This is a genomic window from Alloalcanivorax dieselolei B5, assembly GCF_000300005.1.
Taxonomy (GTDB): Bacteria; Pseudomonadota; Gammaproteobacteria; order Pseudomonadales; family Alcanivoracaceae; genus Alloalcanivorax; species Alloalcanivorax dieselolei.
The window spans coordinates 4,870,767-4,892,278 of the sequence record NC_018691.1 but is presented as its reverse complement, the minus strand read 5'-3'; the positions used below and the strand labels follow the sequence as shown (position 1 = coordinate 4,892,278).

The window sequence follows — 21,512 nt, the reverse complement described above, 5'->3', positions numbered from 1 at the left end:
AAGAGGATGCAAGCATGAGTAGCGGTCGTATTGTTCAGATCATCGGTGCTGTGATCGACGTCGAATTTCCGCGCGATAATGTACCCAAGGTGTATGACGCGCTTACCGTGGACGGCACCGAAACCACGCTGGAAGTTCAACAGCAGTTGGGCGACGGTGTGGTGCGCTCCATCGCCATGGGCTCCACCGAAGGTCTGAAGCGGGGTCTGCCCGTGACCGATACCGGAGAAGCGATTCAGGTTCCGGTCGGCACCAAGACCCTGGGCCGGATCATGGACGTGCTGGGACGCCCCATCGACGAGGCCGGCCCGATCGGTGAAGAGGAGCGTATGCCCATTCACCGTAAAGCACCTACTTATGCGGATCAGGCAGCCACCAACGAACTGCTGGAAACCGGTATCAAGGTTATCGACCTGGTTTGCCCCTTCGCCAAAGGCGGTAAGGTCGGCCTGTTCGGTGGCGCCGGCGTGGGCAAGACCGTGAACATGATGGAGTTGATCCGGAACATCGCGATCGAGCACTCCGGTTTTTCCGTGTTCGCCGGTGTGGGGGAGCGTACCCGTGAAGGTAACGACTTCTACCACGAAATGAAGGACTCCAACGTTCTCGACAAAGTATCCCTGGTTTACGGTCAGATGAACGAGCCGCCGGGTAACCGTCTGCGTGTGGCGCTGACCGGTCTGACCATGGCCGAGAAGTTCCGGGACGAAGGCCGTGACGTGTTGTTCTTCGTCGACAACATCTACCGTTACACCCTGGCCGGTACCGAGGTGTCCGCACTGCTGGGCCGGATGCCCTCCGCGGTGGGCTACCAGCCGACGCTGGCGGAAGAGATGGGCGTTCTGCAGGAACGGATCACTTCCACCAAGACCGGCTCCATTACCTCCGTGCAGGCGGTATACGTACCCGCGGATGACTTGACCGACCCGTCTCCGGCCACCACCTTCGCCCACTTGGACGCCACCGTGGTACTTAGCCGTGACATCGCTTCCAAGGGTATTTACCCGGCGATCGACCCGCTGGATTCCACCTCCCGTCAGTTGGATCCGCTGGTGATTGGTCACGAGCACTACGAAGCCGCCCGTGGCGTGCAGACTGTTCTGCAGCGCTACAAGGAGCTCAAGGACATCATTGCCATTCTCGGGATGGACGAACTGTCCGAGGAAGACAAGCTCACCGTGGCCCGGGCCCGTAAGATCGAGCGCTTTCTGTCTCAGCCGTTCTTCGTAGCGGAAGTATTTACCGGTTCTCCGGGTAAATATGTGTCCCTGAAGGATACTATTCGCTCCTTTACCGGTATCCTGAAAGGCGACTATGACCATATCCCCGAGCAGGACTTCTACATGAAGGGGTCCATCGATGAAGTTGTAGAGGCTTACAACAAACGCGGTGGCAAGTAACCTGCACGGGGAGGAACCGAAATGGCGATGACCGTGCATTGCGATATTGTGAGTGCCGAAAAGCAACTCTTCTCCGGTCTGGTGGAGATGGTGGTAGCGGCTGGTGTCGAAGGTGATCTGGGTGTTCTGCCCGGCCACGCACCGTTGCTGACCCGCCTCAAGCCAGGTCCGGTACGAGTGAAGCTGCAGAACGGTGAAGAAGAAGTGTTTTACGTATCCGGTGGCTTCCTGGAAGTCCAGCCGAAACTGGTGACGGTGCTGGCCGACACCGCCGAGCGCGCCCAGGATATGGACGGTGCCCAGGCGGAACAAGCCAGACAACGAGCCAAGGAAGCGCTGGAAGGCAAGAGCTCGGATATGGATTACACGCGTGCCGCCGCTGTTCTGGCGGAGGCCTCCGCCCGCCTGCGGACCATTGAGCAGATCAAGAAAATGGCGAAGCGCTAACGCTCTGTGTTGGCACCATTTTCAAAGAGATGTAAAAAAGGGTGGCCTTGTGCCGCCCTTTTTTTATTTGCAATGGTCGAGGGATAGGATAAACACCCTTTCGACCCCGTTATGGAGCCCGGAACAGACATGAACCTAGCGGTAGTGATCCTTGCCGCGGGTAAAGGAACCCGCATGAAGTCCGCCCTCCCCAAAGTGCTTCACGGCATTGCCGGGCGGCCGATGGTGCAGCATGTTATCGACGCGGCGGCGGCGCTTGACCCGCTGAATACCGTGGTGGTGTATGGCCACGGTGGCGAGAAGGTGCGCGAAGCGGTGCGGGGGAGCAACCTGCGCTGGGCGGAACAGGCCGAACAGCTCGGCACCGGCCACGCGGTGGCCCAGGCACTGCCTTATCTGGAAGAGGATGTGGTGCTGGTCCTTTACGGCGACGTTCCGCTGATCCGGCCGGAAACCCTGCGGGAGTTCGTGGCCCGGGTGAATGAGCAGACCCTGGCACTGATGACTCTGACCATGGATGACCCTTCCGGCTACGGGCGTGTTGTTCGTGGTGAGGACGGTAAGGTGCAGCGCATTGTTGAGCAAAAAGACGCCAGCGAAGACGAAAAACGCATCCCGGAGATCAACACCGGTATCCTCGCCTGTACCCGTGGGTTTCTGGCGGAAAGTCTGCCGGCGCTGTCCAACAACAACGCCCAGGGCGAGTATTACCTGACCGACCTGATCGCCATGGCGGTGGAAAAGGGAATGACGGTGGAAGCCGCCCATCCCGCTTTTCCGTGGGAAGTGGACGGCGTCAATGATCGCGTGCAACTGGCACGGCTGGAACGGCTCTATCAACGGAATCAGGCCGAAGCGTTGATGCGCGCCGGCGTCACGCTGATGGATCCGGCCCGTCTTGATGTGCGTGGCGATGTGCAGGTCGCCGGTGACGTAATGATGGACGTCAACGTGGTCCTGGAGGGCAAGGTTACCATCGAGTCCGGCGTGCGTATCGGCCCCAATTGCTTGATTCGGGATGCCTATCTCGGCGCTCACACCGTGGTTGACGCCAACTCTGTCATCGACGGTGCCCGTGTGGGCGAGCATTGCCAGGTGGGGCCGTTTGCCCGTCTGCGTCCAGGCACGGAGCTGGCGGCCAAAGCGAAGGTCGGCAATTTCGTGGAGACCAAGAAAGCGACCATCGGCGAGGGGTCGAAGGTAAATCACCTGACCTACATCGGCGACAGCCGGATCGGCAAGGGTGTGAATGTCGGCGCGGGTACCATCACCTGTAATTATGATGGCGTTAACAAATACCAAACGATCATGAAGGATGGCGCTTTCATCGGTTCCAATTCTTCACTGGTCGCACCGGTCACCATTGGTGAGAATGCCACCATCGGCGCGGGCAGCACCATTACCCGGGATGTGGAAGACAACGCTCTGGCAGTGGCGCGTGGTAAACAGCGCAACATTATGGATTGGCAGCGTCCTGTAAAAAAACAGGATCAGTGAAGCAAGGAGAAAGACCGTTATGTGCGGAATCGTCGGGGCTGTGGCTCAGCGCAACGTCAGCAATATTTTGATCACCGGCCTGAAACGCCTGGAATACCGGGGTTACGACAGTGCCGGTGTGGCCTTGATCAATGATCAGGGCCTGCAGCGCGTGCGCCGCCAGGGAAAAGTGGCCGGCTTGGAACAGGCGGTCCGTGAAACCGGTGCCACCGGCTTCACCGGTATCGCACACACCCGTTGGGCTACTCATGGTCGCCCATCGGAAAAAAATGCCCACCCGCACCTGTCCGGTGAGGAACTGGCTCTGGTACATAACGGCATCATCGAGAACTTCCAGGAATTGCGCGAGGAACTGGAAAGCGAAGGCTATCAGTTTGCTTCCGAGACCGACACCGAGGTGGTGGTGCATCTGGTCCATCGCGCCATGGCGGAAACCGGTGATCTGTTCCGCGCCTTGCAGAGCGTGGTCAAACGGCTGCGCGGCGCCTATGCCCTGGGCGTGATCCATGCGCGGGAGCCCCATCGTCTGGTGGCGGTCCGCTCCGGCTCTCCGTTAGTGGTGGGTTTGGGTATCGATGAAAACTACGTGGCATCCGATCAACTGGCGCTGTTGCCGGTGACCAACCGCTTCGTATTCCTGGGTGAAGGGGACATGGTGGACGTGACGCTCGAAGGTGTGCGTATCTTCGACGCGGACGGCAATGAAGTGAACCGCGAAGTGCATGAGCTGGACGGCGCCCATGAGGATGCGGAAAAAGGCGAGTACCGCCATTACATGCAGAAGGAAATCTTCGAGCAGCCGGCCGCCATCCAGCGCACCCTGGAAGACCGCATCGACTCGCCGCAAAGCGTGAGCGACGCTTTTGGAGAGCGGGCGACGGCGATTTTCGATCAGGTGCGTACCGTGCAGATCGTTGCCTGCGGTACCAGCTACCATGCCGGCATGGTAGCTCGTTACTGGCTGGAAGCGCTCGCCGGCATCCCCTGCCAGGTGGAAGTGGCCAGTGAATTCCGTTATCGCCAGCACGTGGTGCCGGAAGGCACGCTGTTCGTCACCATCTCCCAGAGTGGGGAAACCGCCGATACCCTGGCGGCTTTGCGTGATACCGACTCCAGCAACTATGTGGGTCGTCTGGCGATCTGTAACGTGGACGGCTCTTCTCTGGTGCGCGAATCCGAATTGGTGTTCCTGACCAAGGCCGGTCCGGAAATCGGTGTGGCTTCCACCAAGGCGTTCACCACCCAGCTGACCGCCTTGTTGATGCTGGTAATGGCACTGGGCCGGCGTAAAGGCATGGCGGACGAGAAGATCGAGAGTATTCTCAACGAACTGCGCCAATTGCCGAACCTGATCGAACAAGCCACCTCTCTGGACAAGCCGATCGAGCAGCTCTCCCGGGCCTTCGTGGAAAAACATCACACCCTGTTTCTGGGACGCGGTGTCCAGTTCCCCGTGGCCATGGAAGGGGCACTCAAACTAAAGGAGATTTCCTACATCCATGCCGAAGCCTACCCGGCCGGTGAGCTGAAGCATGGTCCTCTGGCGTTGGTGGACAAAGACATGCCGGTGGTGGCGGTGGCGCCCAACGACGAACTGTTGGAGAAACTGAAATCCAACTTGCAGGAAGTGCGCGCCCGCGGCGGTGAGCTGTACCTGTTCGCCGACAAGAACGCCCATGTGAAGGACGGTGAGGGGATTCATGTGCTGAATCTACCGGCGGTGCCGGAAATCATTGCTCCCATCGTCTATACCGTGCCGTTACAACTGCTCAGCTATCATGTGGCGGTACTGCGTGGTACCGATGTGGACCAGCCTCGCAATCTGGCGAAATCGGTGACGGTGGAGTAAGTCGGAAGCGGGATTCGGAGGTAGCTACAAGGCCGCTGTAGGAGCTTGCCCTGCAAGCGAATTGGGCCTCGTTTCAGGAATTCGCTTGCAGGGCAAGCTCCTACAGCGGCTTCGTAGCATACCGTATCGAAGGCGCGGTTATCCGTCGCCGTCCTTGTTCAATCGGAAGGGCGCGCTGCCATTTTCGTTGTTGGCTTCCACCAGTCTGATCAACTGCAACATGAAGACATCACGCTGATCTTTCGGGATCGCCTCGATAGTACGATCGTGGGCCCGTTGTACGGCGGCCTCCATCTTCTTCAGCAAATAAACCCCTTTACGGCTTAGCTTTACCAGCTTGAAGCGGCGGTCTTCGTCGCTCTGTCGGCGTTTAAGCAAGCCTCGGGCTTCCAAACGGGGAATCACCTCCGCCACACTGGTGCGCTCCAGGCCGATTTCGTGGGCCAAGCTATTCTGATCCATCTCTCCATGAGTGCTTAACGTGGTCATCAGGCTGTATTGAACCGGGGTGATGTTGTGCTCCCGGGTTTCGTCCAGGAACAGCCCGCAGTGGATCTGGTGCAAACGGCGAATCAGGAAACCCGGACGGCCAAGCAGGGCGGAACGTTCGATCGCGGTGGCCACTTGAGTGGCGGCCGCTTTCCTGGATGTCTTAGAGGAATTGCCCATAAAAAATGTGGAGAAATATCTGGTGAGAATAAGAAGAAGTAAAGACCAGCGCCCTTCGGCTTGTCAACCAGGGTTCACCGAGTGACGGGAGAAAGGTCAGAAGGGGCGGATAACGATCGTCCTGTCATGCTCAATTGAGAGGCATACCACATAAAAATGCCTTGCCCCGTGGCACACCTGGTCTCCGGGCTCGCACTTTCATGGCCGCCATACGAGTTCGATATCCATCTAATATAACCAAGAAAATCATCGACTTAGATTAATGCGGGAGAAGTCTGGCAAGGTCAGAGATGACTGGCAAAAGGATGGCATACAACTTGCTTTTCAAAGGTACTATTCCGGCCGCTGTAATCGAGGAAGATACCGATGAACTGCAGAGAACAGCTCAACCAGCAGGACTTTACCCTGGAGCCCGCGTTGTTGAATGATTGGCACGTGGTGGCCGCTTCCGACGAAGTAACGGAAGGCAAACTGATACCCTCCACCCTGTTCGAGCGGGATCTGGTGATCTGGCGTGATTCCGGTGGTCAGGCCCATGTCTGGGAAGATCTGTGCATCCACCGGGGGGCGCGACTTTCCAAAGGGTTTATCGCCAGTGACCGGGTCGTGTGTCCCTATCATGGCTGGAACTACGATGGCACGGCACAGTGCCGGTTGATCCCTGCTTCCCCGGGGGAAACACCGATGAAAAAGGCCAAGGCCATCAGTCATCACGTCCAGGAAGCCTACGGCTTCATTTGGACCAGCCTGGGGGAGCCGGAGCACGATATTCCGGATTTCCCCGAGTGGAATGATGACAGCTACAAGAAGGTGGTGTGTGGACCCTATCGCTTCAAATCCGGCTACAGGGCGGTGGAAAACTTTATTGACCCCACCCATTTTCCCTTCGTGCACGCGGGCGTGAATGGTCTGATGGATGATCCGGATCCGATCGGGGCTTACGACGTCTGGGAGGAAAACGGTGCTCTGGCCTCTTCCGAAGTGCAAGTGACCCAGCCTTATGGGGATCCGCGTAATGTGCCGGTAACCGCTTTCTACGCCTACAAATGTTTGCGTCCATTGGTGGCTTATTTTAAAAAGCGCGTCCTGATCACGGATCCGGACCGTGCCCATGAAGGGAACCCCAATGATCGCTTCTGCACTTATCTGACCGCTCAACAGGTGAGCGAGACAGAAAGCATCGTCCGGATTTGCTGCGCCATGAACTTCAACCCCATGCCGACGGATGATGAAGTGCGTCAACGCCAGGATCTGGTTTACGCGCAGGACAGCGACATTGTCGACACGCAGCGTCCGGAGCGCATCCCCACCGATCTGCGTCAGGAACTCCACCACCGTACCGACCTGCTCGGCATGAAGTATCGTTCCTGGCTGCAGAAGATGGGAGTCCAGTATGGCACGGTCTGATACCCGTGTTTCTCAAGATACTGGGACCTTGTCGGTTCGTTTGGATACCATTCGCTACGGTGCTGAAGAGATCATCTTCTATGAATTCGAGGCGATTACACCAGCGGCTTTTCCGCCGGTGTCCGCCGGTGCGCATGTGGATATTGGCTTGCCGGGTGGGGGGCTACGGCAATACTCACTGATAACACCGCTGTGTTCGCAGCGGCGCTACGTTATCGCGGTAAAGCGGGAAGAGCACGGCCGGGGCGGCTCTCGCTGGTTGCACGACAGCGCCCGGGTAGGGCAGATGTTTGATCTGAGCCCGCCTCGCAACCAGTTCGAAGTGGCACCGGGCACCTCGCCGGTGTTGCTGTTGGCGGGGGGGATCGGCATTACCCCTATCTATTCCATGTACGAGCATGTCCGTGCCAGCGGTCGGCCCGTGCATCTGCACTACTGGTGCCGTTCTGAAAAACACGGACTGTTCCTGGAGGCGTTGAGCGATCGCAGCGACGTCACGGTGCATTATGCCGCCTCTGCAGAGGAAAGCGCCGGGCAATTCGCCGCTGTAGTCAGGGAAGTATCCAGGCAAACCGAGATCTATTGTTGTGGCCCCCAGGGTATGCTCGATCATCTGGAGCGACTGGGAGAGGAGCTGAACGCGGCGCGCCGCATCCATATGGAGCGCTTCCAGGCCGCCCCCGCGGCGGCCCCGTCGAATGATGCGTTCGAGGTGACCTTGGCGCGCTCCGGTGCGCAGGTGCAAGTGGCTCCGGGGCAAACCATTCTGGACGCCCTGCGCGATGCCGGCGCCGACGTTATGTACTCCTGTGAACAAGGGCTTTGCGGGGCTTGCGAAGTGAAAGTGCTGGAAGGGCGCCCGGATCATCGGGACACGGTATGTTCGGCGGAAGAGCATGATCGCCGCGGCACCATGATCATCTGCTGCTCTTCAAGCCAGTCGGCCAATTTGGTGCTGGATATCTGATCCTTCCCCGGATTCTCCGCACGGTCGCTTTCAGGTGCTTGTCGCGAGTACCTCCGCCAATGTGGTGGTGTGCCCGAAGTGATGCCGCCAAAGCCGAATGCCGAGCGCGCCGGAGGGATCCAGTGATGAGCCCACGGTCAAATCCGTGACCAGGGTCGGGCGCAGTCCCAGATCAAACAGCGCGAAGCCGGCGGCGAGTACGCAGGTCTCGGTCTGGATGCCGCACACCAGAACCCTTTCCGGAGACAGTTGGCGGAGATGATCCAGTACCTCGTCGGTGGGACGGTAGCCGTACTTAACAAACTGTCGGTCGGCCGCGATCAGACTCCGCTCATGTTCCGGCGGTCGCCAACCCAATTGCGCCTGAAAGGGCGTAATGGCTTCGTCATGACACTCCACGGTCGCTACCGTCGGCATGTGGCCAAGTAATAGGCCAATGGTCCGGGATAGCCAGGCCGGCGGTGAAAAGGAGGGTTGCACATCGACGATCAACAGAGCCTGCCGCATACCGTCATCTCCAGACTGATAGAACGATTCAGTCTAGCCGCCGGCGGCGCGGGCTGACCACCGGTGTATCATCCGCCCAGATAAGCTTTGCGAATATCCGGGTTATCCCGCATCTCCCGGGCGGTGCCCTGCAGTACCACTCGGCCGGTCTCCAGAAGATAGGATCGATCACACAGCTCCAGCGCGGCGTAGGCGTTCTGTTCCACCATCAGCACGGTGGTGCCGCCAGCGCGGATTTCGGCGGTCAATTCGAAAACCTGCTCAACGAAGTTGGGCGCCAGGCCCAGGGACGGCTCGTCGAACATGACCAGTCGCGGGCGGGACATCAGCGCCCGCGCGATGGCCAGCATTTGCTGTTCTCCGCCGGAAAGGGTACCCGCGGGTTGTTCGATACGTTCCCGTAGCCGCGGAAAACGATCCAGCATGGACTCCAGATCATCGCGGATGTCGGCATGGTCGCTGCGACAATAAGCACCCATCTCCAGGTTTTCGCGCACGTTCAACTGGGAAAAGACGCGACGCCCTTCCGGGCAATGGGCAATACCATGTTCGATAATGCGCTGTGGTCTGGTGTTGGTAATGGGCTTTCCTTCAAAAGTGATGGTGCCGGAGACCACGGGTTCCAGGCCGCTGATGGCCCTGAGCGTGCTGGACTTGCCGGCGCCGTTGGAACCAATGAGGGTGACGAACTCACCTGCATTAACTTCCAGCGACACCTTATCCACCGCCACGGTGGCGCCATAGTGAACGGTAATGTCATCAAGCTTTAGCACGTTGCAATCCTGATCCCAGATAAGCCCGAATCACCTCCGGGTCGTTTTGAATGTCGGCGGGGCCGCCGTCGGCGATGCGGTGTCCCTGGTTCAATACCATGATGTAATCAGAGATCGACATCACCATGTGCATGTCATGTTCCACCAGGAGAATGGTGATGCCGCTGTCGGCCACCCGCCGCACCATCTGCTTGAAGTCTTCGGTTTCCGATGGGTTCAACCCCGCGGCGGGTTCATCCAGCAACAGCAGTTTGGGGCGGGCCGCCAGGGCGATGCCGACGCCGAGCAGACGTTGTTCGCCATAGGACAGATTGGCAGCAAGATCATCAGCGCGATGCTCCAGTTCCAGAAAACCAAGCATCTCCCGTGTACGTGTCTTCAGCGCCTGCTCCTCCCGCTGGAAGGCGGGCAGCCTGAATATGGCGCCGAAGAGCCCGCTACGGCCTTGCATGTGGAAAGCGGTAAGCAGGTTTTCGAACACGGTGCAGTTACCGAAGATATTGGTCCTCTGGAAACTGCGAACCAAACCCAGTTCGGCTATCTCATGGGGTTGCTTGCCGGTAATGTCTTGCCCGAGAAAATGCACTGAACCGGCACTGGGACGCATATAGCCGGAGATAATATTGAACGCCGTGGTTTTGCCGGCACCATTGGGACCGATCAGACTGACGATCCGGCCGGGCTCCACCCGGAGGTCCACGTCGCTGAGAATCTGCAGGCCAGCAATGCGCAGGCTGATGCCGGACAAGGACAACAACGTGTCCGGCTGTGCTGCCGCGGATACAGTCATGAGCTGGCTCCTTGGGTGGCGGAGGGGCGACGGCGCACGGAAATCTTGCGGCGCTTCAATAATCCGCCGAAGGCGGGAACGATGCCTTTGGGCATGAACAGAAGAATCAGAATCATCAGGGCACCGTAGATTATCCATTGCACTTCCGGTGCCACCACCCCTCTGAGCACTTCCGGTAACAGCCCGAAAATCAATCCACCTACCACCGGACCCGCCAGGGTGCCTTTGCCGCCGGCGATCACCATGATCACCATGGTGATGGTGTAGATGAACAGGAAAACGTCCGGGTCGATGATTCGCACGGTATGGGCGTAGAGACCGCCGGCGGCACCAGCGATGCCGGCGGAGAGAACCGAAAAGACAATCAGGCACCGGGTCACCGGAATACCGATGGACTTCGCCAGTACCTCGTTTTCCCGTAACGCGATGGCGGCACGGCCGATACGGCTGCGCACCAGATTGGCCACGATCACGTAGGCCAGCACACCGGCGGCCAGTACCAGCCAGTACGTTGATGCTTTGCTAACCAGGCGGACAACGCCTTCGCCGGGAACCCAGAGATTCAGTGGTGGAATGGAAACCAGAGCCATGGGGCCTTCGGTCAGATCCACCCAGTTCAACGCCACCATGCGCATGACCTGAGCAAAACTGATGGTCACGATCACGAAGTAGGCACCGCGTACGCGAAAAGCGACCTTGCCCAACAGCCATCCAAACAGTGACGCCATGACGATGCCGCCGATAAAAGCCACCCATACCGGTTTGGGTTCCACCACCAGAGGCGATGAGAAGCCCAGATCGACGTCGAAGCCCAGGGACAGCAACGCACTGGTATAGGCGCCGATGCCAAAAAAAGCGGCATGTCCGAGACTGAGCTGGCCGGTAAAGCCGAGCAACAGGTTCAGACTGATGGCGGCGATGATCATGATTCCGGCGGCGGCCACCACTGACAGCAAATAGGGATCGGGGCACAGCACCGGCAGCAAGGCCAGTGCGACCACGATGATAAGAAAAGATAATCCCCGCATGATCAACCCACCCTTTCCTTGGCCGCGAACAACCCCTGTGGGCGGGCAACCATAACGGCCAGAATCACCAGGAAACCGATCGCGTCGCGATAAGCGGTGGAAATGTAAGCCGCCCCGAACTCTTCAATCAGTGCCAGAGCGAAGCCGCCGAGGGCAGCCCCACGTATGTTGCCCAGACCGCCAAGAATAACGATGGCGAAGGCCTTCAGGCTGGCCAGGTCTCCCATCGTCGGTGTGACTACAAAAACCGGCGCCAACAGTGCCCCGGTGATTGCCGCAAGCGACGATCCAAGACCGAATGTGAGCGTGTAGATCCGGCCCACGTTGACGCCGACGATACGAGCCGCGTCTTCATCCTGAAAGGTGGATCGCATTGCCAGCCCCAACCGGGAACGTTCAATCACCAGATAGAAGGCCAACAGCAGCACGATGGCCGCGCCAAGAACGAACAATCGTGTTGGTGACAGGTAAATGCCGCCGACAATGATGGACTCTTGCGGGAATGGCGTGGGAACCACCTTGGCGACCCCGCCCCAGGCCAGCAGTTCGGCATTCTGCATAATGATCATGACACCAATCATGATCAGCATGACTTCGTCGACGTTCTCCAGACGGCAACGCCGTAGCAGCAGGAATTCGATGGCCGCGCCCAACAGCAGACCCAGGCCCGCCGCCAGAACAAGCGCCACGAAATAATCCATCTGCAGCAGCGATACCAGAGCGTAGGCCACATAGGCACCGAAGGCGTATAACTCGCCATGGGCGAAGTTCACGACTTTCATGATGCCGAAGATCAGCGTGAGCCCGATGCCAAGCAGGGCATAGGTGGCACCGAGCACCGTGCCGTTGACGAGGTGCTGGAGGAACTGGTCCAAAATAATCTCCCTGACTCCCAATCCCCGTTGCGCGGCGCAAAGGGGATGGGGGTGCCGTTACAGCGCTGAAACGTCGCCGTCTTGCAATTGAATGATGTAGATATTGGGCGTGTTCTGGCCGCTTTCCCGGCCTTCAGGGCCTTCCTTGTGGAAGGCGATGTCGCCGTTCACGCCGGCCAGCTTGACCTTCCAAAGCGCTTCACGAATGGCCTCCGGTTCGGCTTTGCCGGCCACACGAATGGCTTCCGCGATGGTAAGAATGGCGTCATAGCCGCGAAAGCCTTCGGTCAGGCCCGGGAACGGGTAACCCTTTGCTTCCCAGGCATCCATGTAAGTCCTGGCGATTTCCGGATGAAGAGCCTGATCCGCGGTCCAGGGTGAGAAGAACAGCAGGTGCGTGCTGACGTATCCCTTGGGCCCCGGGTTCTTCACCAGAGGTTCGGGAAACGAGCCCCCGGTGGTGATCAGCCTTTGTTTTATGCCTTGCTCGGCGGCCTGGCGAATCGCCAGAGTCAGCTGTTCCACACCTGACGTAACGATAATGGTGTCGCTGCCGCTGTTCTTGATGGCAGCCAGCTGCGCGGACAAATCAGTGGCATCCGGAGCGATGATTTCGGAGCGGCCTACTTCAATCCCCTTGCTCTCCAGTACCTCTTTGAAGGCACCGGCCGCGCCCAACCCCCAGTCGTTGTTCACTGACAGAAAATCCACTTTCTTGATAGCGGGGGTGAATGAGGAAAGCTGTTTGGCGAACGCCTGGGCCTCCATCATCGAGGTCGGGCTGATACGAAAAACCCAGGGGTTACCAGCGGTGGTGACCTTGGACGAAGAAGCGGTCTCCACCACCATGGGAACGCCGTACTCCTCCAGCTTCGGCATCGTCGCCAGGGTGAAGGTGGAACCCCAGGCTCCCATCATGACCGGCACTTTATCGCGCAGGATCAGTTTCTCCGCCGTATTCACCGCCTCTCTGGGATTGGATTTGTTGTCTTCAACAATCAGTTCCAGAGGTTTGCCCAGTACGCCGCCTTCACCGTTGATGTATTCCACGGCCAGGCGTGCGCCGTTGGTGACGTAGGTCCCGGAAGCGGCCACGGATCCGGTTAACGGCTGTGAAACACCGATCTTGATGGTGTCATCGGCCTGCGCCTGAGATGCCAATAGTGCTCCCCCGAGCAGCATCGCATACAACGGTTTGATCGACATAAAGCGCTCCTGAAATACAATTGGATTTATCACTATGATGATGTGGGTTCCAGCCGTGGCTGGCATGCTGGAAAGGAGGCAGCAAGTCCTGTGCCATCCTCTGTAAAGATGGGATCTTATGAGTTTAACCCTATGATTTTATTAACTATATTTTGTATACACAAAGGTGGTATGCCACATGAATAATGTTGGGAGAGTGCCTGAGACAGTCCCGAAAATGGGCTTGCGCACCACAATGCGGCAGTATGTGGCATACCATTTATATGGCGATAAAAAATGACGCTTCTTCAAAGCAACGCGCACCGTCGGTGCACATTCCCTGGTCCGAGTTGGTGCCGGGCCCACTGAAGGGGTCTGAAACGAATCTGTTATTTCTTTATTTAAATGGTATACCACATAAATATTGAGGATCGTAAGCCCATGAATAACAATGAATTAGTGATCTCGGAACAAAGTAAAAGCAATGGATTGGCATGTGTATTGCTACCGGGTCGGCATCAGTAACGTTTACCCGGAAGGTCTTCATGCAAGCATTACTACTGCACAGCGGTCGTGTAATCGATCCCGCCAACGACATTGATGAGGTTTGTGACGTTCTTGTGCGCGACGGGCGTATCGCGGCCGTGGGCCGTTTACAGGGCAGCGATGTGCCCGGTGATGTGGAAAGAATCGACTGTACCGGGCGACTGGTACTGCCCGGTTTGATCGATACTCACAGCCATGTCTATCAGTATGTTACCGGACGCTTTGGACTGAATGCGGATCTTTGCGGTGTGCATTCTGGCGTCACCACTCTGGTCGATCAGGGTGGTGCCAGTTGTATGACGCTGCCAGGCTTTCGCAAGCATGTGATCGAGCCTTCCCACAGCCGGGTGTTGTCCTTTATTTCCGCCTATCTGGTGGGAGGGCTGGAAGGCCATTTCTATCCACAGTTGTACCGGCCCGATTGCGCCGACATTGCCGCCACCGTCAAGGCGGCCAAAGCCAATGCTGATGTGGTGAAGGGTATCAAGGCCCACGCCGAGCTGGGTGGCTTCGCGCGTTGGGGAACGGAGGTGATGCAAAAGGCCGCCGCCATCGGCGAGCAGACAGGGCTGCCGGTCTACATTCATTTCGGTCAGCTTTGGCCGGAGCCCGAGGAGGGCGGTATGGATGTGGACCCGGACTCCATCTTTACCCAGGTGGTGGATCTGCTTAAACCGCGTGATGTGCTGGCTCATCCATTCAGCCGCCACCCCGGCGGGTTCGTGGAAGTGAATGGAGACGTGCACCCGCTGGTACGGGATGCCATCGAGCGAGGGCTCAAGGTGGATGTCGGGCACGGTTCCCACTTCAGTTTCAAGATGGCGGAGAAAGTGCTGAGCGCGGGCATCGTTCCGCATACGCTTGGTTCCGATATGCATGGCTATAACACTTCGGTTCCGGCGCCGGCGGGTACTCCCGAGGAGCATGAGCATCCGGATGAGGAGCACATGTTCAAGGGCACCTCCCGATTCAGCCTGGTGTCGGCGATGACCAGCATGATCGCATTGGGCCTGAGTCTGGAGCAGGTGATTCCAATGGTGACGGTGAACGCGGCGCGCATGGTGGACATGAGCGATGAGATCGGCTCTCTCGGCGCTGGTCGGGTGGCGGATATCAGTGTGCTGTCCGATGAGAGCGGCCGTTGGTTGATGCGCGATAATGAAGGCACGGAGGTGATTGCCGAGCGTATGTTGCAGCCCGTATTTTGCCTGCGGGAGGGCCGGCGTTTTGATGCCACCGCGTCGATTCTGCCGATACCGGAGGTGGCTTGAATGGCATCCGACCGGAGGGTCGGGATGGATGCCGTGGAGAGCGCCAATCGGGCGGCGCTGTCGAAGGTCCGGCAGGTCCGGCCGCAGTGGTCTGGCGTGGCGGAAGCACGGCGAGTGTTGCCATTACCGGAGCGGACCTTGCTGCACGCCGGCCCGCCGTTCGAAGACCCGCGGGACCCCAGCCCGCCGATCCTGTCTTCCGCGGTTCTGTGCTGTCTGTACGAAGGTTGGGCGCGAAACGAGGAGGAAGCCGAGCGGTTGATCAGCGCGGGCCGGGTGAGATTGCTACCGGCTCAGGACTTCTCGGTGGTCACACCGCTTGCAGCGGTGATCTCGCCATCGACGGCGTTGGTGGAAATCAGTGACGCCGTGGAGCCCGGGCACCGTTGCTGGTCTTTGCTGGGTAGCGGAAGCGGGCCGCAGATCCGCTTTGGCAGCCGGGATCCGGCGATTCTGGAGCGGCTGCGCTGGCGCGACCAGGTCCTGGCTCCGGCGCTGCGAAAGGTGCTGGCGACCCGGCCGATCGCGCTGCTGCCGCTGGCCCGTCTGGGACTTGAAGCGGGTGACGATCTGCACGCCCAGACTACCCACGCCAATCAAGCTCTGTGCGCAGCGATGCCATCGACCTTGCCAGAGGAGGTTCGTGAGTGTTTAAGAAATACGCCGCTGTTTTTTCTCACTTTATGGATGGGCGCCTGTCATCTGATGCTGGCCGCCGCCGCCGGGGAAACCGGCTCCAGTCTGGTGTTGGCGCTGACCGGTAATGGCCGCCGGGTGGGGATCCGGATCGCCGACGAACCGGCACTTTGGCGCACTCATACCGCGCCGGTACCCGAAGGCCCCCGAATATCAGCCTCCGTTGTGCCGGCCAGCCCCATGGTTGGTGACAGTGGCGTGATTGATGCTTTCGGGCTGGGAGCCCAGGCGTGGGGGCGTTGTTCCGGAGTGGCCGAGGCACTGGCGCCATGGTGGCCAGATCCGGCGGCGGCGTCAGGGGACTGGCTGGTCGGAGCGCATCCTCTATTCGAGGATTTGCATTTGCCGATCGGGCTCGCGCGTCATCGGGTCACGGCTGACACGGATTTGCCCAGGGTGGCCATCGCCATGGTGGGCGGTGACGGCCGAGCCGGTCTGTTGGGTCGCGGACTCTGTGTGCCTCCGGCAGCGCTGTTCATGGGCTAAGAGCCGGTTTCGGCATTCCGGGTTTCCCCCTACACTGGACGGTCAGACTTCCTGGACCGACAGGCCGGCCATTATGACGCAAACTCCCGCCCGGGCATGGGCGCTGATCCCGTTACTGTTTTTTCTTGTCGTCTTTCTCGGTAGCGGGCTTTATTTCAGTGCCGTGGGGGCGGAGTTCGCGTTCTATCAAATCAAGGCGCCGGTGGTGGCGGTTGTCGCCATTGTGTTGTCATTCCTGTTGGCACGGCAGTCTTTCCATCACAGCGTCGAACGGCTGCTGGTGGGTGTCGGCCATCCGAATATCATTCTCATGTGCCTGGTATTCCTGTTGGCCGGTGCCTTCGCCAGCGTCAGCAAGAGCATCGGCAGCGTTGATGCCACCGTGCAATTCGGGTTGCAGATCATGCCGGCCAGTTGGGTGCTGCCGGCCCTGTTCCTGATCTCCGCTTTTATCGCTACCGCCATGGGGACCTCAATGGGCACCATTGCGGCCACCGCGCCGATCGCGGTGGGGTTCGCCGAGGCCACCTCATTGTCGTTGCCCTTGTCGTTGGGGGCCGTGGTTGGTGGCGCCATGTTGGGCGACAACCTGTCGATGATCTCGGACACCACCATCGCCGCCACTCGCAGTCAGGGCGTCTCCCTCAAAGACAAATTCCGGGTGAATGTCTGGATAGCGCTGCCGGCGGCGTTGGCGACGGTGGTGCTGTTGGCATTGCTGGGGGAAGGTGAACACACGGTGCCGTCCGAATCCGTGTCCTACTGGCGGGTCATGCCCTACCTGCTGGTGTTCGCTCTGGCGTTGTCCGGGTTGAATGTACTGGTGGTGTTGGTGATCGGTATCGTTACCGCCGGGCTCACCGGTGCGATATTGAGTCCGGAATACGGTCTGGTCGACGTCAACGCGGCGATCTACCAGGGCTTCGAATCCATGTTCGAAATCATGCTGTTATCGATGCTGATCGGTGGATTGTCGCAACTGATGAATGATCAGGGTGGCACGCGCTGGCTGATCGAACGTATTCATTCGTTGACCCGCTGGCTGAAGCTGTCCAGTCAGCGCGCCGGTGAGATCGGTATCGCGCTGCTGGTGGTCACCGCCAATCTGTTTGTCGCCAACAACACGGTATCGATCGTACTGTGTGGTGAAATGGCCAAGGAGATCGCTTCGGAGTATGGCGTCGATCCGAGGCGTTCGGCCAGTGTGATGGATATCTTTTCCTGCGTGGTACAGGGGCTGATTCCTTACGGCGCCCAGGTTCTTCTGGCCTGCTCCATCGCCTCTTTGTCGCCGTTGTCATTGATCGGGGCCATTCATTATTGTTGGGCGCTGGGGCTGGCGGCGCTGCTGGCGATCGCCTTCAACCGGCCGCGATTGAAGGCGCCACAGCCGGCGCGATCGATTTAAAGGGTAAAGGCGGTTTTCAACCAGTGACGTAATGTGCCGATGGCTTCGTCCTTATCGGCCTGGTGGGTCCAGACCAGATAATAGCGATGTACGTCGGCTACCTGGGTCTTCCACAATCGGACCAGACGGCCTGCTTCGAGCGCATCACGCACCAGATGGTGCCGTGCCAGTGCGATGCCTTCACCGTTCTCCGCCGCTGCCAGCAGGCTGGTCAGGTTGGGAAAGAGCGGGCCGTGATCGCTGTTGGTCAGTGCCAGGCCCGTGGCCTGGAGCCATAACGCCCAGGGTTGTGCCGCGTGACGTAGTAAAGCGCAATGGGCCAGGTCCGCCCGCCGACGGGGTAGTTTGCCGTCGCGATAATCCGGACTGGCTACCGGGTATACCCACTCCGAAGACAACACCTCCGATTGCAGGCCGGGCCAGCCTCCGGGGCCGTAGCGCAGTGCCACGTCGCTGTCCGCGTCGCTGCCCAGCTTGACCAGATCGACGGCGGTGGTGACCTCCACGCGGATGTCGGGAAAGCGCTGATGGAAATCCGCCAGACGCGGTAACAGCCAGCGCTGCGCGATGCTTGGCAAGGTGCTCAAACGCAAGGTGGTGGTGCGGTGCCGACGACGGGGTGTCTTGAAAGCCCGCCCCAGCACACCCAGGCCCTGGCGCACCTGCAAGGCCAGATGTTGGGCTTCCCTGGTGGGGGCAACACCCTGACGTTGTCGTTCGAACAACTGCCGTCCCAGACGCTGCTCAAGGGAACGAATGTGCTGGCTGACCGCGCCCTGGGTCAGCGACAGTTCCTGTGCGGCCAGAGTGAAGCTGCGCAGCCGGACGCTGGCCTCGAAAGCCACCAGCGTTTGCAGGGGCGGAAGCGAGTTTCTATCCATAGGTGACATTAATATCACTAATGCCCAGACCCTACAAAGTATCGTTTGTCGGGTTCAGGACGGGCTTCTAGGCTGACACTCCCGTTCAAGGAGTCGAGCCATGAGCTATCAGTTGTATTATTCATCCGGTGCCTGTTCCATGGCAGTGCATATCGTATTGGAGGAACTGGGTGTGCCGACCAGGTTGATGCCCCTGCGGATCCACGACGGCGATACTTCCAAGCCGGATTACCTGGCCATCAACCCCAAGGGGCGGGTGCCGGCTCTGGCCATTCCGGGCGAAGCGGGCGTGCTCACCGAACTGCCGGCGATCCTGACCTTTCTGGCGGAAAGCCATGACACGCCGGCCCTGTTGCCGCCGACTGCTCTGCAGCGCGGCCGTGCTCAGGAATGGCTGGCGTGGTTGGCCGGCTGGATGCACGGTACCGGCTACGGCCTTATATGGCGTCCGCATCGGTTCAGTGCCGATCCGGATGACGCCCCGGCTCTGAGGGAACAGGGTCTGAAGGTGGTGGCCCGGGCCAATCAGGATGTGACCGAGCGCTTGGCACAACCAGGGCCCTGGGCGCTGGGTGACCAGTACAGTGTGGTGGATTCGTTTCTGTTGGTGCTGTTCAGGTGGGGCAGTCTGGTGGGGCTGGATATGAGCGAGCATACGGCGTGGATCGAACACACCCGGTGCATGCTCCAACGCCCGGCGGTAAACCGGGTGTTGGAGCGGGAAGAGGTGACGATCCCGTTGTGAGCTCGCCGGGTCAGGGTCAGGGTTGCAGGTCCAGTTCGTACACCGCTTCGTTGTTGTCGTTGGTCTCCAGGAATACCGCTTCCGGCGCTTTTTCGGCAACGAAGTTCCGGGCCCGGTCGGTATTGGGCACTCGGAACACGATGGTCAGATCGGTGGCAGCGTCAACCGGCGCGAACGACCAGTTGCCATCGGCGGTGGGGGTGACCGGGCTGTTTTCCCGGATGTAGTCCGCCAGGACCGCGCGGTTCTCATCCGGTGACTCAATGACGATGTGGTCGCCACCGGTGCCCGCGAACTTGCCGCCGCCAGCGCGGTAATTGTTGGTGGCGATCAGGAACTCATCGTCGTCCGCTACCGGGTTGCCCTGATAGGCCAGATTGACGATGCGCTGGCCGTCACCGACCTGGACGCAGTCGCCGTCATAGCGCGCTGGCTGGGTAACGTCGATCTGGTAGGTGAGACCATCGATAACGTCGAAGTTATAGGTGGGGAAGCCGCTGTAATTCACCAATTCCTGAGGGGCACTGGTGCTGGTGTCGATCTGGAAAAACTGGGAAGCGGAGCATTCCAGCCATTGAGTCAGCTCGGCGCCGTTGGCTCTCACCGCCATCAGTGTATTCGGATACAGATACAGGTCGGCGGCGTTTTTTACTTTCAGTTCGCCTTTGGGCACCACGGTGAAGGCGCTTTCATCGGCGCAGATCCCTTCCCGGTTGCAGGCCTTGAATGGCGCGGCGGCGGACAGTACCGGCAGATCCTGCAGATTGACGTCGCCTTCAATCAGATTCTCCACGTAGGCCTTCTGGGCATCGGCTACGATCTGAATGGACGGATCGTCTTTCACCACCGCCAGGAAGCTGTAGATGTCGTCGGTGGATTCACCGATGGGCTGGTTCATGTAGTCGACGGTGGCTTGGTGATCCCCGGCCAGCTTGGCCACCAGAGCCGCGTCGGCTTCCACCGCGGGGGCATCGTCGGCGAAGATCGGCTGGGCCTGCACCTGGGAGCCGGTGATGGACCACTGATCCGCTCCGGTATCGTAGGACAGGGTCATATCGATGACACCCAGATGGCTGCCCCAGTAGCCGGGCATGACCGCTGGCACCCCTTTGATAGTGCCTTTGTCGACATCCACGTTGGGGGTTTCGGAGAAACTGTCGGACGGGAACAGCAAGTGGCTGTGCCCGAACATGATGGCGTCGATGCCTTCCACGTCCGCCAGATACCAGCTGCTGTTCTCCGCTTTATCCGCTTCGGAATAGGCGGTGGTGCTGATGCCGGAATGGGGAATGGCGACGATGACATCCGCGCCCTCCGCCTTCATTTGCGGCACATAGCGTTCGGCCATGGCCTTGATGTCCTTGGTGATCACCTCGCCTTCCAGATTGGCTTTGTCCCATTGCATGATCTGCGGCGGCAGGAAGCCGATGAAGCCGACGGTGATGTCGTGGCTGTTGCCGTCACGATCACGGACGGACTTGGTTACCAGTTGATAGGGCTCGAAGTACAACTGATCGTTGTCCGGATTGTCATCTTCATCGTCCACGAAGACGTTCGCACTAATGTACGGGAAGCCGGCGTCGTTGACGCTTTCGGCCAGGAATTCCAGACCATAGTTGAACTCATGGTTGCCGTAGTTGGCCACGTCATAACCGAGCTCGTTCATGGCTTTGTAGACGGGATGCACTTCTCCGGCGTTGAGCCCTTCAGCATGACGCCAATCGCCCATCGGGCTGCCTTGGATAAGATCGCCGTTGTCCACCAGGAAGCTGTTGTCGGGGAAGTTGAGGGCGGCGCGGGCCTGCTTGATCAGTGTGGCGGTACGCACCAGTCCCACCTTGGGGTCGGCGGCATCGCCATAGTAGTTATAGTCCATCACATTGGCGTGGATATCGGTGGTCTCCATCAGGCGAATATCCACCAGGGGGGGATCGTTATTGCTATCGCCGCCGCAGCCGGTAAGCAGGGCACCGCTGGAGATGATACCCAGCCAGAACATTTTTGAAGAAACAGACATGACACCCTCGTCGTCGTAAGAAGAAAGGCCGGAAAGTCCGGGCCGGCGTAACGAGGGTGAAAACGGAA

Annotated in this window: 19 protein-coding genes; 10 read left to right on the top strand and 9 right to left on the bottom strand. The window is 59.2% G+C overall.

Going from position 1 to position 21,512, the window contains the following annotated elements; all coding sequences use genetic code 11:
• Positions 1-14 precede the first annotated feature (14 nt).
• From atpD to glmS, 4 genes are all read left to right on the top strand, one after another.
• A complete protein-coding gene (gene atpD, locus B5T_RS21950) occupies positions 15-1,400 on the top strand; it encodes a F0F1 ATP synthase subunit beta (RefSeq protein ID WP_014996727.1) in 1,386 nt (461 codons plus the stop codon).
• A gap of 21 nt (positions 1,401-1,421) precedes the next feature.
• Positions 1,422-1,847, top strand: a complete 426-nt coding sequence (locus tag B5T_RS21945) for a F0F1 ATP synthase subunit epsilon (protein ID WP_014996726.1) — start codon at positions 1,422-1,424, stop codon at positions 1,845-1,847.
• A 129-nt stretch (positions 1,848-1,976) separates the two neighbouring features.
• Complete coding sequence (glmU, locus tag B5T_RS21940; protein ID WP_085942852.1) at positions 1,977-3,344, top strand: bifunctional UDP-N-acetylglucosamine diphosphorylase/glucosamine-1-phosphate N-acetyltransferase GlmU; 1,368 nt, start codon at positions 1,977-1,979, stop codon at positions 3,342-3,344.
• 19 nt (positions 3,345-3,363) lie between these two features.
• Positions 3,364-5,193: a glutamine--fructose-6-phosphate transaminase (isomerizing) gene (gene glmS / locus B5T_RS21935; protein ID WP_041717180.1), complete on the top strand. Its 1,830-nt coding sequence runs from the start codon at positions 3,364-3,366 to the stop codon at positions 5,191-5,193.
• A gap of 138 nt (positions 5,194-5,331) precedes the next feature.
• On the opposite strand, the gene B5T_RS21930 is transcribed toward glmS, so the two are convergent.
• Positions 5,332-5,817 carry a MarR family winged helix-turn-helix transcriptional regulator gene (locus B5T_RS21930; RefSeq protein WP_014996725.1) on the bottom strand — a complete coding sequence of 162 codons (486 nt, stop codon included), beginning with the start codon at positions 5,815-5,817 and terminating at the stop codon, positions 5,332-5,334.
• A gap of 411 nt (positions 5,818-6,228) precedes the next feature.
• Here B5T_RS21930 and B5T_RS21925 point away from each other — a divergent pair, with 411 nt between their 5' ends.
• On the top strand, positions 6,229-7,269 hold the full coding sequence (locus B5T_RS21925; protein WP_014996724.1) for an aromatic ring-hydroxylating oxygenase subunit alpha: 1,041 nt from the start codon (positions 6,229-6,231) through the stop codon (positions 7,267-7,269).
• Positions 7,270-7,297: 28 nt separating this feature from the next.
• A complete protein-coding gene (locus B5T_RS21920; protein WP_041717178.1) occupies positions 7,298-8,236 on the top strand; it encodes a PDR/VanB family oxidoreductase in 939 nt (312 codons plus the stop codon).
• 30 nt (positions 8,237-8,266) lie between these two features.
• On the opposite strand, the gene B5T_RS21915 is transcribed toward B5T_RS21920, so the two are convergent.
• From B5T_RS21915 to B5T_RS21890, 6 genes are all read right to left on the bottom strand, one after another.
• Entirely contained in the window at positions 8,267-8,743 is a 477-nt protein-coding gene (locus tag B5T_RS21915; protein ID WP_014996722.1) for a cysteine hydrolase family protein, read from the bottom strand.
• A 68-nt stretch (positions 8,744-8,811) separates the two neighbouring features.
• A complete protein-coding gene (locus tag B5T_RS21910) occupies positions 8,812-9,516 on the bottom strand; it encodes an ABC transporter ATP-binding protein (RefSeq protein WP_014996721.1) in 705 nt (234 codons plus the stop codon).
• A complete protein-coding gene (locus tag B5T_RS21905) occupies positions 9,503-10,306 on the bottom strand; it encodes an ABC transporter ATP-binding protein (RefSeq protein WP_014996720.1) in 804 nt (267 codons plus the stop codon). The genes B5T_RS21910 and B5T_RS21905 overlap by 14 nt, the downstream gene beginning before the upstream one ends.
• Positions 10,303-11,334 (bottom strand): branched-chain amino acid ABC transporter permease, encoded by a 1,032-nt coding sequence (locus tag B5T_RS21900; RefSeq protein ID WP_041717177.1) that lies wholly within the window; start codon positions 11,332-11,334, stop codon positions 10,303-10,305. Before B5T_RS21900 ends, B5T_RS21905 begins: the two co-directional genes overlap by 4 nt.
• 2 nt (positions 11,335-11,336) lie before the next feature.
• Entirely contained in the window at positions 11,337-12,209 is an 873-nt protein-coding gene (locus tag B5T_RS21895) for a branched-chain amino acid ABC transporter permease (RefSeq protein WP_014996718.1), read from the bottom strand.
• A 57-nt stretch (positions 12,210-12,266) separates the two neighbouring features.
• Positions 12,267-13,415, bottom strand: coding sequence for an ABC transporter substrate-binding protein (locus B5T_RS21890; protein ID WP_014996717.1), 1,149 nt, complete (start codon positions 13,413-13,415; stop codon positions 12,267-12,269).
• 524 nt (positions 13,416-13,939) lie between these two features.
• On the opposite strand from B5T_RS21890, the gene B5T_RS21885 reads away from it, so the two are divergent.
• From B5T_RS21885 to B5T_RS21875, 3 genes are all read left to right on the top strand, one after another.
• The gene (locus tag B5T_RS21885; RefSeq protein ID WP_014996715.1) at positions 13,940-15,211 is read left to right on the top strand and encodes an amidohydrolase/deacetylase family metallohydrolase; all 1,272 of its coding nucleotides are present in this window, start codon (positions 13,940-13,942) and stop codon (positions 15,209-15,211) included.
• 24 nt (positions 15,212-15,235) lie between these two features.
• On the top strand, positions 15,236-16,393 hold the full coding sequence (locus B5T_RS21880) for a YlbE family protein (RefSeq protein WP_014996714.1): 1,158 nt from the start codon (positions 15,236-15,238) through the stop codon (positions 16,391-16,393).
• Between the two features lie 73 nt (positions 16,394-16,466).
• Complete coding sequence (locus B5T_RS21875) at positions 16,467-17,801, top strand: Na+/H+ antiporter NhaC family protein (RefSeq protein ID WP_014996713.1); 1,335 nt, start codon at positions 16,467-16,469, stop codon at positions 17,799-17,801.
• On the opposite strand, the gene B5T_RS21870 is transcribed toward B5T_RS21875, so the two are convergent.
• The gene (locus B5T_RS21870; RefSeq protein WP_014996712.1) at positions 17,798-18,682 is read right to left on the bottom strand and encodes a LysR substrate-binding domain-containing protein; all 885 of its coding nucleotides are present in this window, start codon (positions 18,680-18,682) and stop codon (positions 17,798-17,800) included. The genes B5T_RS21875 and B5T_RS21870 overlap by 4 nt on opposite strands.
• 100 nt (positions 18,683-18,782) lie before the next feature.
• On the opposite strand from B5T_RS21870, the gene B5T_RS21865 reads away from it, so the two are divergent.
• Positions 18,783-19,427 (top strand): glutathione S-transferase family protein, encoded by a 645-nt coding sequence (locus tag B5T_RS21865; protein WP_014996711.1) that lies wholly within the window; start codon positions 18,783-18,785, stop codon positions 19,425-19,427.
• Positions 19,428-19,443: 16 nt separating this feature from the next.
• On the opposite strand, the gene B5T_RS21860 is transcribed toward B5T_RS21865, so the two are convergent.
• A complete protein-coding gene (locus B5T_RS21860) occupies positions 19,444-21,444 on the bottom strand; it encodes a bifunctional 2',3'-cyclic-nucleotide 2'-phosphodiesterase/3'-nucleotidase (RefSeq protein WP_014996710.1) in 2,001 nt (666 codons plus the stop codon).
• Positions 21,445-21,512: the final 68 nt, after the last annotated feature.

Excerpts from the sequence above, each read along its gene's own strand:
- B5T_RS21905 (WP_014996720.1), bottom strand. The coding sequence starts at position 10,306 with ATGACTGTATCCGCGGCAGCACAGCCGGACACGTTGTTGTCCTTGTCC.
- B5T_RS21860 (WP_014996710.1), bottom strand. The coding sequence starts at position 21,444 with ATGTCTGTTTCTTCAAAAATGTTCTGGCTGGGTATCATCTCCAGCGGT.
- atpD (WP_014996727.1), top strand. The coding sequence starts at position 15 with ATGAGTAGCGGTCGTATTGTTCAGATCATCGGTGCTGTGATCGACGTC.
- B5T_RS21945 (WP_014996726.1), top strand. The coding sequence starts at position 1,422 with ATGGCGATGACCGTGCATTGCGATATTGTGAGTGCCGAAAAGCAACTC.
- glmU (WP_085942852.1), top strand. The coding sequence starts at position 1,977 with ATGAACCTAGCGGTAGTGATCCTTGCCGCGGGTAAAGGAACCCGCATG.
- B5T_RS21865 (WP_014996711.1), top strand. The coding sequence starts at position 18,783 with ATGAGCTATCAGTTGTATTATTCATCCGGTGCCTGTTCCATGGCAGTG.
- B5T_RS21900 (WP_041717177.1), bottom strand. The coding sequence starts at position 11,334 with ATGCGGGGATTATCTTTTCTTATCATCGTGGTCGCACTGGCCTTGCTG.
- B5T_RS21885 (WP_014996715.1), top strand. The coding sequence starts at position 13,940 with ATGCAAGCATTACTACTGCACAGCGGTCGTGTAATCGATCCCGCCAAC.
- glmS (WP_041717180.1), top strand. The coding sequence starts at position 3,364 with ATGTGCGGAATCGTCGGGGCTGTGGCTCAGCGCAACGTCAGCAATATT.
- B5T_RS21925 (WP_014996724.1), top strand. The coding sequence starts at position 6,229 with ATGAACTGCAGAGAACAGCTCAACCAGCAGGACTTTACCCTGGAGCCC.
- B5T_RS21880 (WP_014996714.1), top strand. The coding sequence starts at position 15,236 with ATGGATGCCGTGGAGAGCGCCAATCGGGCGGCGCTGTCGAAGGTCCGG.
- B5T_RS21890 (WP_014996717.1), bottom strand. The coding sequence starts at position 13,415 with ATGTCGATCAAACCGTTGTATGCGATGCTGCTCGGGGGAGCACTATTG.
- B5T_RS21915 (WP_014996722.1), bottom strand. The coding sequence starts at position 8,743 with ATGCGGCAGGCTCTGTTGATCGTCGATGTGCAACCCTCCTTTTCACCG.
- B5T_RS21875 (WP_014996713.1), top strand. The coding sequence starts at position 16,467 with ATGACGCAAACTCCCGCCCGGGCATGGGCGCTGATCCCGTTACTGTTT.
- B5T_RS21870 (WP_014996712.1), bottom strand. The coding sequence starts at position 18,682 with ATGGATAGAAACTCGCTTCCGCCCCTGCAAACGCTGGTGGCTTTCGAG.